Origin of the sequence: Telluribacter sp. (assembly GCF_035998675.1) — a bacterium.
Taxonomy (GTDB): Bacteria; Bacteroidota; Bacteroidia; order Cytophagales; family Spirosomataceae; genus Telluribacter.
This window is the reverse complement of sequence record NZ_DASYHI010000015.1, coordinates 33,129-45,081: the sequence shown is the minus strand read 5'-3', so window position 1 is coordinate 45,081 and position 11,953 is coordinate 33,129. Positions and strand designations below refer to the sequence as shown.

Annotated in this window: 9 protein-coding genes; 4 read left to right on the top strand and 5 right to left on the bottom strand. The window is 53.4% G+C overall.

The features are described 5' to 3' along the window. The first annotated feature begins 140 nt into the window (after positions 1-140). The 3 genes from VGN67_RS07930 to VGN67_RS07920 all read left to right on the top strand — a co-directional run bounded on the left by VGN67_RS07930 (position 141) and on the right by VGN67_RS07920 (position 2,873). A complete protein-coding gene (locus VGN67_RS07930; protein WP_327486264.1) occupies positions 141-281 on the top strand; it encodes a hypothetical protein in 141 nt (46 codons plus the stop codon). A gap of 95 nt (positions 282-376) precedes the next feature. Beyond that, the gene (locus tag VGN67_RS07925) at positions 377-1,540 is read left to right on the top strand and encodes a methionine aminotransferase (RefSeq protein ID WP_327486263.1); all 1,164 of its coding nucleotides are present in this window, start codon (positions 377-379) and stop codon (positions 1,538-1,540) included. A gap of 304 nt (positions 1,541-1,844) precedes the next feature. Continuing rightward, on the top strand, positions 1,845-2,873 hold the full coding sequence (locus tag VGN67_RS07920) for an MBL fold metallo-hydrolase (protein WP_327486262.1): 1,029 nt from the start codon (positions 1,845-1,847) through the stop codon (positions 2,871-2,873). Between the two features lie 111 nt (positions 2,874-2,984). Here VGN67_RS07920 and VGN67_RS07915 read toward each other — a convergent pair whose 3' ends face one another. The 3 genes from VGN67_RS07915 to VGN67_RS07905 form a co-directional block, all read right to left on the bottom strand. After that, positions 2,985-3,428 (bottom strand): DUF4920 domain-containing protein, encoded by a 444-nt coding sequence (locus VGN67_RS07915; RefSeq protein WP_327486261.1) that lies wholly within the window; start codon positions 3,426-3,428, stop codon positions 2,985-2,987. 114 nt (positions 3,429-3,542) lie between these two features. Then, complete coding sequence (locus VGN67_RS07910) at positions 3,543-7,235, bottom strand: gliding motility-associated C-terminal domain-containing protein (RefSeq protein ID WP_327486260.1); 3,693 nt, start codon at positions 7,233-7,235, stop codon at positions 3,543-3,545. Between the two features lie 72 nt (positions 7,236-7,307). Continuing rightward, the gene (locus tag VGN67_RS07905; RefSeq protein ID WP_327486259.1) at positions 7,308-7,934 is read right to left on the bottom strand and encodes an ABC transporter ATP-binding protein; all 627 of its coding nucleotides are present in this window, start codon (positions 7,932-7,934) and stop codon (positions 7,308-7,310) included. 101 nt (positions 7,935-8,035) lie between these two features. On the opposite strand from VGN67_RS07905, the gene VGN67_RS07900 reads away from it, so the two are divergent. Further along, positions 8,036-9,469 carry an amidohydrolase gene (locus VGN67_RS07900; RefSeq protein WP_327486258.1) on the top strand — a complete coding sequence of 478 codons (1,434 nt, stop codon included), beginning with the start codon at positions 8,036-8,038 and terminating at the stop codon, positions 9,467-9,469. A 257-nt stretch (positions 9,470-9,726) separates the two neighbouring features. On the opposite strand, the gene lpxA is transcribed toward VGN67_RS07900, so the two are convergent. Continuing rightward, on the bottom strand, positions 9,727-10,530 hold the full coding sequence (gene lpxA, locus VGN67_RS07895) for an acyl-ACP--UDP-N-acetylglucosamine O-acyltransferase (RefSeq protein ID WP_327486257.1): 804 nt from the start codon (positions 10,528-10,530) through the stop codon (positions 9,727-9,729). Continuing rightward, entirely contained in the window at positions 10,527-11,918 is a 1,392-nt protein-coding gene (locus VGN67_RS07890; protein ID WP_327486256.1) for a bifunctional UDP-3-O-[3-hydroxymyristoyl] N-acetylglucosamine deacetylase/3-hydroxyacyl-ACP dehydratase, read from the bottom strand. Before VGN67_RS07890 ends, lpxA begins: the two co-directional genes overlap by 4 nt. Between the last annotated feature and the right edge of the window lie 35 nt (positions 11,919-11,953).

The following is an 11,953-nucleotide window of genomic DNA, read 5'->3' as shown; positions in this document are numbered from 1 at the left end:
TGTAATCTTGAGTATCTTTGCAGACTGACCAGGTACGAGCGGAGCTAAAGTGGCCTCAGGCTCTTCGGAGTAAAACAACCCCTGGTAGTACCTGCTTAAGCTATTATCAGCAAAGGCGTATACGCAACCCATGGTGTTTCATGAAAGTACTTTTAGTGGAAGACGAAGAGCGGATGGTATCTTTTATCCGCAAAGGGATATCGGCCGAGGGGTACGAAGTCGACTTCGCCTTTGATGGGCGCACCGGTCTGTTGCTGTTTCGGAAAGAGCCTTATCAATAAATCATGCTGTATTTGGTGGTGGATGGAGTAATCAATAATTGACTTTACTTTTCCCTATCTTCGCTTTCCGTACAAGTACCTTAATCAACCCGAACATGCCAACTCAGTCCGCGCTCCGGCTCCAGTCCAAACTCCCTAATGTAGGTACCACTATCTTTACGGTCATGTCCAAACTGGCGGCGGATGTGGGGGCGCTGAATCTATCACAGGGCTTTCCGAGCTTTGACTGCTCGCCGGAGCTGGTGGAGCTGGTGAACCAATACATGAAAAAGGGTTTCAACCAGTACGCGCCCATGAGCGGGGTACCGGCGTTGCGGGAGTCGCTGGCGCAGAAAACCTACGACCACTACGGCCTGGCCTACCACCCCGAGCAGGAGGTGACCATTGTGTCGGGGGCGACGGAGGCGATCTACGCGGCGGTGACGGCGGTGGTGCGGCCGGGCGACGAAGTACTAGTATTTGAACCGGCCTACGACAGCTACGTGCCGGCCATTGAGCTGAGCGGCGGCGTACCGGTATATATTACCCTCACGCCCGCCAATGGGTACCAGATCGACTGGGAGGAGGTACGGCAGAAAGTGACTGATAAGACCCGGTTGATCATGATTAATACGCCCCACAACCCCATCGGAAAGGTACTGACGCGGGAGGATTTGGACCAGTTGGAGGCCCTGGTGCGGGGAACGGATATACTGCTGGTGAGCGATGAGGTGTACGAGCATATTGTGTTTGACGGGCAGCGGCACCAGTCGCTCCTATCGCATCCGGTACTGCAGGAGCGGACGTTTATCTGCGGCTCGTTTGGCAAGACCTACCACGTGACGGGCTGGAAAATCGGGTACTGTCTGGCACCGAAGGAACTGTCGGCAGAGTTTCGGAAAATACACCAGTTCGTGACATTCAGTACCATGACGCCCATGCAGTACGCCCTGGCCGATTTTCTGAAAAAGCCGGAGTACTACCTCGAACTTTCCGATTTTTACCAGCGCAAGCGTGACCTTTTTCTGGAAGCCATCAAGGATTCCCGATTCCAGTTTACGCCTTCACAGGGTACCTTCTTCCAGACGGTATACTACGGCGATATGACGCAGGAATATGATTACGATCTGGCGGTGCGGTGGACGAAGGAGATTGGTGTAGCGTCCATACCGGTGTCGGTATTCTATAACCAGAAGAACGACTATAAGGTACTTCGTTTCTGTTTTGCCAAGGATGATGAAACGTTAAAGCGGGCGGGGGAGTTATTGAGTAGGTTGTAGGGAGCAAATAGGTGTTAGCTGTAAGCCGTTAGCTTTTAGCTTTCCTTTACTGTAGGCCTATGTTCCTTACCATGGCTAGTGTCCCCACGAGCCTTTGCTAGTAAAGGGCTTGGCGCCTATATACTAAGGCCATAGATGAGCTTAATTAAGTTAAGAGTAAGAGCAAAGGGGAGTACTCCGTTCATGTAATTCTATAAGCCTCTGTGGTTATAATTTATTAACCTTATCAATGCGTTTACTTATAAAAATTGTAGCAGGCCTTTTGGGCACTGCTCTTGTACTCACACTAGTTGTCCTCCTTTTCATGCAGCAGAAACAATTTGGAAAAGCGCCTTCCGGCGCGCGCCTCGAACGCATTCAAAAATCTCCCAACTACCGCGACGGCGCCTTCCAGAACCAAAGCCCCACGCCCGACCTGGCCGAAGGCGTTACTTACTGGGACATCCTGAAAAGCTACATGAAGAAAGTGGAGGGAAAAGAGCCGCTGGATTCACTACCCTCGGTTAGTACAAATCTAAAAAACATAGAGTCTGAGCAGCCGACAGTGGTGTGGCTGGGGCACTCGTCCTACTTTATCCGGCTGGCTGGTAAGAATATCCTGGTAGATCCGGTACTGAGCGGCTACGCTTCGCCGGTCCAATTCTTCGGCAAAAACTACCCCGGCAGCAATGTGTACTCGGTGGAAGACTTTCCGGACATAGACCTGCTGCTGCTGACCCACGACCACTATGACCACCTCGACCACTCTACACTAGTGAAGCTACTGTCTAAGGTAAAACAGGTAGTAACGGGACTGGGCGTGGGGGCGCACCTGGAGCACTGGGGGTACCCGGCTGAAAAACTAACCGAGCTGGACTGGAACGAGGAAAAGCAGCTGGATGATTCGCTATGGATTATTTCGGCACCAGCGCGGCACTTCTCCGGCCGAAAATTCAAGCGGAATCAAACGCTTTGGTCCTCCTTCATTCTGGAAGCTCCGCAGCATAAAATCTACGTCGGCGGCGACTCGGGCTATGATAAGCACTTTAAAGAGATAGGGGAGAAGCACGGTCCCTTTGACCTGGCCATCCTGGAAAACGGTCAGTACAACGCTTATTGGAAGTACATCCACATGATGCCCGAAGAAACGGTACAAGCCGCGCAGGAGCTACGGGCCAAGGTACTGCTACCGGTACACTGGGGGAAATTCACGCTGGCCCTGCACCCCTGGACGGAGCCCATTGAGCGGGTGACGAAGCGGGCGCATGAAGTAGGGCTCCCCATAGCTACTCCGCAGATTGGCGAACCGGTAGTACTGGGGCAGCCACTGCCGGATAAGGCGTGGTGGAGGTAACCTCATCCCCCGGCCCCTTCTCCTCAAAGGAGAAGGGGAGCCTGTACTTCTCTTATAGCCCTTCTCCTTGAAGGAGAAGGGTTGGGACGGTCCGCCGCCGCGATGAGGTAGTTACTTCACAATCACCCCATCGGCCACAAAAGCCAGTTCATTTTTGGGCTCGGTGATCTTGGCAATTTCTTCCTTGCTCTTGCCGGCGTCTTCGGCGTAGTGGCGTAGCTCCGAAACCGGCGTTACGCTCTTTTTGGCTTCTCCTTCAAATACCACTGTTTTACCAGCAATGTCTTTGGGTACAAAAAAACCGTAGTCTTTAAAGGTCACGCGCATGCTTTCGCCGTTGTCCATCTTTACCTTCATCCAGCAGCCCTTGGCCTGGCATACCGACTCAACAGTACCCGTTACTTTCGTTTTCATTGCTTCTTTAGTACCCATTTTAGTGGGTAAAGCAGCGGCCGTAACGGCTCCGCTGTCGCTGATTTTCTTGCCAAAGTGCTCCTGCGCCTGGGCGTAGCCGACCAGGGAGAGGCAGAGAAGTAGGGTAAGCAGGTTTTTCATAGGTATTAGCTGTTAGGTTGTTAGCTACTAGTTTGAAGCTATTTATTTTCAATAACACATATAATAGGAAAATAGCCCACGCAGCGGCGCAAAATTTTGCGTCTCTGCAAATAATTACTCAAGTACCTGTACCCAGCCCTTGCAACGGCTTCCCCCTGGGGTGGTGATTTCGTACAGGTAGGTACCATTGGTCACGTTGGCACCCCAGTCATTTTTATAGTCTTCCGAGCGCAGCAGGCGCTTGCCCCAGCGGTTATAGATTTCCAGCGCCGAGTTAGCCACCGGTACCACAAAGGTATCGTTTTTACCGTCGCCGTTGGGCGTAATGACGTTGGGTAAAATCAGCGGCGGCTCGGCCACCAGGTTTTTGGAAACGGACAAGGCGCAACCCGCCTTGTTATATACCGTCAGGGTGACGGTATAGGTACCAGCGGGGTCATACACCAGGCTCTCCACGTTTTGGGAATTGAAGCCGGTGCCGGTACCCACGTTCCACTCATAACGCTCGGCGTTGCTGGTCTGGTTCAGGAACTGGTAGGTGACAGGCTCGTTACAGGCCGCTCCCGAGCGACTGATCTCAAAGGCAGGTTCGTGGGTCCGGTCTACCTGTATGGTCACCATTTTTTTAGGATGGCAGCCGTCGGCGTATTCACCTTCAACGAGGTAGGTGGTCGTCTTGGTAGGATTTACGGTAATTGAGGAGCCCGGAGTAGGGGCGGAGGCATTCTCAACGAACCAGTTGTACTTCACGGCCTTACCTGACGCCTTTAGTACTACCGCCTGCCCCGCGCAAACCAGCGTATCGGGCGACACCGCGAAGTCAGGTTTGTCATCGTTGATGGTGACGGTAATCTTTTTCTGGGGACGGCAGCCGTCGGCGTACTGGCCTTCGACGGTATAGGTAACCGTTTGCCCCGGTTTGGCCGTAACCCGGGTACCTACGGTGTCGCTCAGGGTAGCGGGAGGCGACCAGCGGTACTTCTGGGCAGAGCCACCCACATTCAGTACTACCAACTGTCCGGCGCAGATGGTGGTATCCTGGCTGGCGGTAAAGTCGGACTTGCTGTCGTCGATGGTAACGGTAACCTTTTTGGTGACCACGCAGCCCGATTCGTCCTTTACCTCCACCTGAAACTCGGTGGTTTGGGCTACGGTCGCAATCGGGTTGGTACTTGTCGGGTTGTTAAGTACCAGGGCGGGCGTCCATTTGTACTGCGTACCACCCGACACCTTGAGCGGTACCGGCGTATTTTTACAAACTGTCGTGTCGCCATCTACCAGTACATTCAGGCTTGTTACTTTTATTTTCTTTGTGGCAATATCCACGCGCTTGCAGGTGAGGCGGTTAAAGGCCTGTAGCGTAATGGTATATTCCCCGGCTTTCTCAAAGGTAAAATCCGATTGTTTGGCATCCCTTGAAAAACCGTTGCCATTGACCTGCCAGATGTATTCTACTCCCCCGACGCTGGTATTGACGAAGTTAAGCGCCAGGGGCGCGCAGCCCTGCACCACGTCTTTTTTGGTACCTTCGTACACATCGAAGTCGGCTTTGAGTAGGTCAATGTCAATTTTGAAGGCGGCGTTGTTGCAGTTGGGGCTCAGGTTGGTCTTCGACCAGGCTTGCGGGGTAGTGGGAAAACGGGTACCTCCGCAGGCGCAGGTAGCGTGGTAAATGACACCGTTTTTATTAAAACGACTGGTACCCCCGTCTACGTGGTCGCCGCGGTCGAGGTCGGGATTGGCGTGACTTACGCTGCCGAAGTAGGTACCATACAGGAGCGACTTAGCGCCGGTTTCCAGAATGGCTACGTAGAAGTTACTGCCGTTGGTGGTCTTTTGGAGGGCATCGGGAGTAATGGGCATGCCGTTGGTGCTGCTGGACTGATTATGGTTGGTCAGCACGTTGACGGCTCCGCCCCAACCCGCTATATAAATATTGCCGCACTCATTGACCAGAAAAGCCGTCGGGGAAATGTCAGGTACCCCGCGACCGGAGCCAATGACCGTCGAGAATATGGTGCGCGAAAGGGTGGGGTCAAGCGCGTGTACAAACTGCCCGCCGCGGTCATTGCTGTACACCCCGGAAGAAACCGGGTACTCGCCGCGGGTGAGGCCCAGCACGTGTACGTTGCCGCTCGGGTCCAGGTCGAGGAGGTAAGCGCCGTCGGCAGCCTCGGTACCCAGGTAGCTGACCTGTACCAGTTTTTTATCTTTAAAGTGGGCCACAAAAGCATCTTCTGAGCCTTTCAGCTGCCCCTGGTAGGCTCCAGGGTTGACAGCCAGGTCGGGGCTTTTGGTAATACCGGTAATGTATAGGTCGCCCGCAGGAGTAGGTTTCAGGGAAAAAGATGCGTCAAAATTGCTGCCACCAAAGTAGGTGCTCCACTGCAGGGTACCCAGGTCGGGTGATAGCTGCAACAGCACGGCATCCTGAAGGCCTTTAAGCTGACTTTGCACGGGGTTTTTCAGGGGAAAGTTTTCAGAATTACTAGAAGAAACCACCAGTACATTATCATCCTTATCCACCACTATTTCTCCCCGGAAGCTGTCGCCGTAGTTGCGGATTTCAACCGTATTGACACTACTGAGTCCGTCGTTGCCCTTGCCGCCTACGTAGGTTGAGCCAAGCAACTGTTTGCCATCTGAACTAAACCGGGCTACAAAAATATCGCTTCCGTTGGGCAGTTCAAGTCCGCTGATGGGGATGATTCCGGCTCCTCCGCCGTAGATGCGCTGAAAAGCTGACTGCGTCGTGGGCAGGTTAATGGACGAGGTAGTACCGTACACCAGCAGTTCGCCCTTGCTGTTGACGATAAGGCTGTTGGGAATATCGGTACTGCCGCCCCCCAGGAAAGTACCATAAAGGAGTTTGGTCCCATCCGGACTGAATTTCATCAGGGCTACGTCAACCTGACCACCAAACTGTACCTGGAAAGCGCCCGTCATGACCGGAAAACCGGCTCCGAATACGGTACCTCCCGAGTACAGGTGCCCGTCGGCGTCGTAGGTGGCGGTATGCCCCCAGTTGTCGGACTGCGCCCCCGAGTAGCTAGAGAAAATCAGTTCCGGGTCAATGGTCAGGGGCTGCGTGTGGTCGTAGTCTTTGGGTAGGGAAAAGCGGAGTTTTTTGTCTTCCAGAATAAACCGGCTTTCTACTTCCTGCGTACGCTGCTTAATTTCCTGAAAAGAGTAGGGTTTGGCTTCCTTAAACTGTCCGACGCTGGTCTCTACCACTACCTGGCCGTACTCGTTGGTCGAAAGGCCGGTGGCTCCTTCGTACCGCATCCGGATGCGCGAAGCGTCCGCGCCGGGCTGCACGATAAATTCGTATTTAAGGGTAGCCTGGTAGGCAAATATTTTAAGGTCAACGCCCGGGTACAGATTCTTGTAAAGTACTTCTCCAAAGGCAGAAACCTCACCCGCCCAGCGGCTGGGGTCGTTGCCGAGGAAATAACTGTAGCGACCGGGGTGGGGGTGCTGGCTGCTGTGGGTAACCGTGGGGCTGCTGCCTTCAAAGTGGACTTCAACCCCGTGGGCCCGTATGGTGGCCCGAGCCGCCGGTTGGCTCTCTTCCGGCAGGGGCGTGCTGGCGTGCCGGGCCGCAACCTGCCGGGCGTCGTAAAGGACGTAAACGAGCGATTGTTTTTTCAGGAATAAAAATCCGCCGGGTAGCTCGGCTCGGTACAGGACATCCTTATCCCACTGCCCCCGGTTCTGGACAAAACGCAGGCCTTCGGCTACTACCCCACCTACCGTACACCAGATTATCAAGCCAATAAGACCGAAACGTTGTAAACTTTTTTTCATAGAAAGCTATATTACTCAAACCGTTCTGCCAATTTACACAAGTAGACTTAAAAGCGGGGGAAAAGGTTGGAACTACTTCTGTTTGAACCCGGAAACCGAAATGATATTTTTACAGAACTCGTATTCCTGCGGCTGGTTGGACCCAATGACCACCAATTGCCGCTCGGTGAGGGGAACCACGTGGTCGAGGTACCACTGTACGCCCTGGGCGTCGAGATTGGAGGTAGGTTCGTCCAGAAATACCACCGGTACATCCGACTGAAACGCCAGCCCCAGCCGTACCCGCTGCTTCATACCCGACGAAAAATGCCGGATAATCTTGTTTCTGGCGTGTGACAGCTGCACAAATTCCTCAAAGTCGGCCGCCGAAAGACCATTTTTGAAAGGCTTGAACTTTTTGTGAAATTCCACGAGTTCGCGCAGCGTAAATTCCTCAATAACTTCCAGGTAGGGGGCCGCCAGTACTATGTACCTGTACCAATGGTCAGCCTCCAGTTCTTTTCCCTCCGCGGTCAGGTACTGTATGGTACCTTCGGAAACGGGTACGCTGCCGGTCAGGAGCTGGATGAGCGTAGACTTGCCGCTGCCGTTGGGGCCCACCAGGGTGTAGCTCTGGCCGGTGTGCAGGTTCAGGTCTACCCGCCTGACAATCCATTCCGTCACAAATTTTTTTCCGGCTTCTTTTGCTATGATTTGCACTTTAGGGGAAGGCTATGGTCAAAGTTCTGGAAATATTGGCACGAAGTTACGGAGAATCCTTATTTTAGACCGGTAAACCTAAACTAAGAATAGAACCCGGTATGAAAAACGGAAAAGAATGGCTCCTGGGAGCCGCTTTATTTGCCTCCTTTGGTGCCCTGGGACAGGCCCCGACGGAAAGTGTGTTGAAAGAACTGCGCCAGAACGAAATGAAGTACGGTGACGCGGCCCAACAGATCTGGAATTTTGCGGAGGTCGGGTACCAGGAGGAAAAAAGCTCTGCCCTGCTACAGAATATGCTCCGTCAGGAAGGATTTACCGTACAAGCGGGTGTAGCCGGTATCCCCACGGCCTTTGTAGCCACTTTTGGTCAGGGCCAGCCCGTTATTGGTATATTGGCCGAATATGACGCGCTGCCGGGACTCTCGCAGGAAGCAAAACCGACCCAGAAAGCACTGAAAGAAGGAGCCGCCGGACACGCCTGCGGGCACCACCTGTTCGGAGTAGGCTCGGTAGCCTCGGCTGTTGCCACCAAAAACTGGCTCGTAGCCAATAAGCACCCCGGTACTATCAAATTGTACGGTACCCCGGCCGAAGAAGGGGGTTCGGGAAAAGTATACATGGTACGGGAGGGACTGTTTGATGGGGTAGATGCGGTGCTGCACTGGCATCCCGGCTCCGACAACAGCGCGGCGGCCAGTTCGTCGCTGGCCAATATCTCGGCCAAGTTTCGTTTTCGGGGTGTAGCGGCCCACGCCGCCGCCTCACCGGAGCGGGGGCGCTCGGCGCTGGACGGGGTAGAGGCTATGAATTTTATGATCAACATGATGCGGGAGCATATACCCGCCGACGGCCGTATTCATTACATCATTACCAGCGGAGGCAAAGCCCCCAACGTAGTACCCGACTACGCCGAAGTATACTACTACGCCCGGCACCCCAACCGGGAGGTAGTAAAGGATATGTGGGCCCGGATGGTGAAGGCCTCGGAAGGGGCAGCCCTGGGTACGGGTACTTCGGTGGAGCACGAAATAATTGGCGGTGTACACGAGCTGCTACCGCTGGACGCCCTGGCCAAGGTGATGGATGCCAATCTGAGAAAAGTGGGAGGGATAAAGTATGATGAATCTGAACTGGCTTTTGCGCGGCAAATTCATCCTTCCTTTGGTCCCAATGCCCCCGCCATTAGTTCGGCGGCTACGGTGCAACCCTACGCCCTGGAACGTACCGGTATGGGGTCGACGGATGTGGGAGACGTAAGCTGGACGGTACCTACCGTGGGGCTGCGTACCGCTACCTGGGTACCGGGTACCGCCGCGCACAGCTGGCAGGCCGTGGCCGCCGGAGGTACCAGTATTGGCCGCAAAGGGATGCTGGTGGCCGCCCAGACCCTGGCGCTCACCGCCATTGATTTATTCCAGAACCCTAAACTACTAAGCGAGGCCAAAGCGGAGTTTGAGCAGAAGCGGGGCAAAAATTTTAAATACGAAGCTTTGCTGGGAAACCGTCCCCCGGCTTTGGACTACCGGAAGTAGTTTTCAGTGACCAATGATCAGGTACCAGTGACCAGTAATCAATGAGCACTATCTAATTTTTCGCAGATTAGGTACTTCTTTGTAGGTAGGAGGGTACACCAATCCTTAGTCTTTCGGAGAATGGGCCTGGTATAAAAAATAAAGAATCCGCTAAGACTACAATCATAGTACTTAGCGGATTCTTCAATTAGTATCTATCACTGCCAGCTCACTGGTAATTGATCATTGGTTATTGGTCACTGGTCATTGGTCATTGGTCACTGTTCTTCTCCGCTGCCGTTGACCTGAAGGGGACTTTTCATGATACCCCGTTCGGAAGAACGGATAAAGTGAACAATCTCGTCACGTTCGTCGGAGGCGGGTAGTTCCAGCTCGATGAGGTTGAGGGCATCAGCATTGTTAAGACCTTTCATATAAATGTACCGGTACACGTTCTGGATCTCGGTAATCTTTTCGCTGCTGTATCCGCGGCGGCGCAATCCTACCGAGTTAATACCGGCGTAGGATATGGGTTCGCGGGCGGCTTTGGTAAAAGGGGGTACATCCTTGCGTACCAGCGAGCCTCCCGATATAAAGGCGTGGGTACCAATCTTAACAAACTGATGCACGGCACTGATGGCGCTCACAATGGCCCAGTTGTCCACGTGAACGTGACCGGCCATCTGTACGTTGTTTCCAATGATACAACTATCGCCTATTACACAATCGTGCGCAATGTGGGCATAGGCCATAATAAGACAGTTGCTGCCTATTTCGGTCTTCCAGTGCTGTTCGGTACCGCGGCTGATGGTAGCGTATTCCCGGATGGTAGTATTGTCCCCGATGAGCGTCAGAGTGTACTCGTCGTTGTATTTAAGATCCTGCGGAATGGCCGAAATAACCGCTCCGGGGAAAATCCGGCAGTTTTTGCCAATGCGGGCGCCTTCGTTTATTACCGCGTGCGACCCCACCCAGGTACCTTCGTCTATTTCCACATCTTTATGGATCATAGCGAATGGTTCCACCACCACATTGCGGGCGATTTTGGCTTCGGGATGGATATATGCTAAGGGCTGTATCATTTTTTCTTAACAAGACTTGCTATCATGTCCGCTTCGCATACCAGTTGGCCGCTTACGTAGCCACGTCCGCTCATTTTTACAATGCCGCGCTTCATGGGGGAGGTAAATATGCACTTAAAAATGACCGTATCACCCGGTACCACATTACGGCGGAAGCGGCAATTTTCGATGCCAATCAGGTAGGGCCAGTAGTTTTCGGGATCGGGTACTGTACTCAGTACCAGTATTCCTCCCGTTTGTGCCATGGCTTCCAGCTGAAGTACGCCCGGCATAACCGGATTTCCGGGGAAGTGCCCCAGGAAAAACTGCTCATTCATGGTTACGTTCTTGGTACCTACCACACTCATTTCGTCCAGCGCGATAATCTTGTCAATCAACTGGAAGGGGTAGCGGTGGGGCAAAAGCTGGGCTATCTGGTTAATATCCAGCACGGGTGCCTTGTTAGGATCGTACTGGGGCAGGTCACCCTTTCCGGACTTTATCAGTTTCTTGATTTTGCGGGCCAGTTCTACGTTGGCGGCGTGCCCCGAGCGGGCCGCCAGGATCTGGGCCTTGAGCGGCCGGCCTATCAGCGCCAGGTCACCAATCAGGTCCAGCAGCTTGTGCCGGGCCATTTCGTTGGGGTAGTGCAGGTCAACGTTGTTCAGGATACCCTTGGTTTCGTTGACGCTCACCTGGGGCTTGTTGAGTAGCTTGGCGAGATTGTTCAATTCATCTTCCTGGACATCCCGGTCAACTATGACAATCGCGTTGGTCAGGTCGCCGCCCTTGATCAGGTTCTGCTTGTGCAGCATTTCCAGCTCGTGCAAAAAGCAGAAGGTACGACTGCGGGCAATATCCTGCTTAAACAGCCGGATGTCGTTCAGAGAAGCATGCTGGCTGCTGATTACCTTTGAATTATAATCGACCATCACCGTCAGGCGGTAGTCAGACAGGGGCAGCGCGGCCAGTTCTATATCTTTTTCCTCGTTCTTGTAGTGGACGTACTCCGGTACTTCAAAGTAGTTGCGGTAGGCATTCTGCTCTTCAATACCTGCCTCTTCCAGCGCGTCCACAAATTTTATCGAACTCCCATCCATAATGGGAGGCTCGGGGCCATCCAACTGGATCAGCACATTATCAATTTCTAAACCTACCAGCGCAGCCAGGGTATGCTCTACGGTGTGAATCCGGGCTCCGTTCTGTTCCAGGGTAGTACCGCGTGAAATATCTACTACATTGTCAACGTCGGCGTCTACGATGGGCTGACCGGGCAGGTCGACGCGTTGAAACTTATACCCATGATTGGCCGCAGCCGGTACGAAGGTCATCGTGGCCGTTACGCCCGTGTGCAGGCCTACGCCCGACACCGACACGGCTTTCCTGATGGTCTGTTGTTTTTCGTTCATTCGTGTTGTATAAAACTACAATCTTTAACTATGGT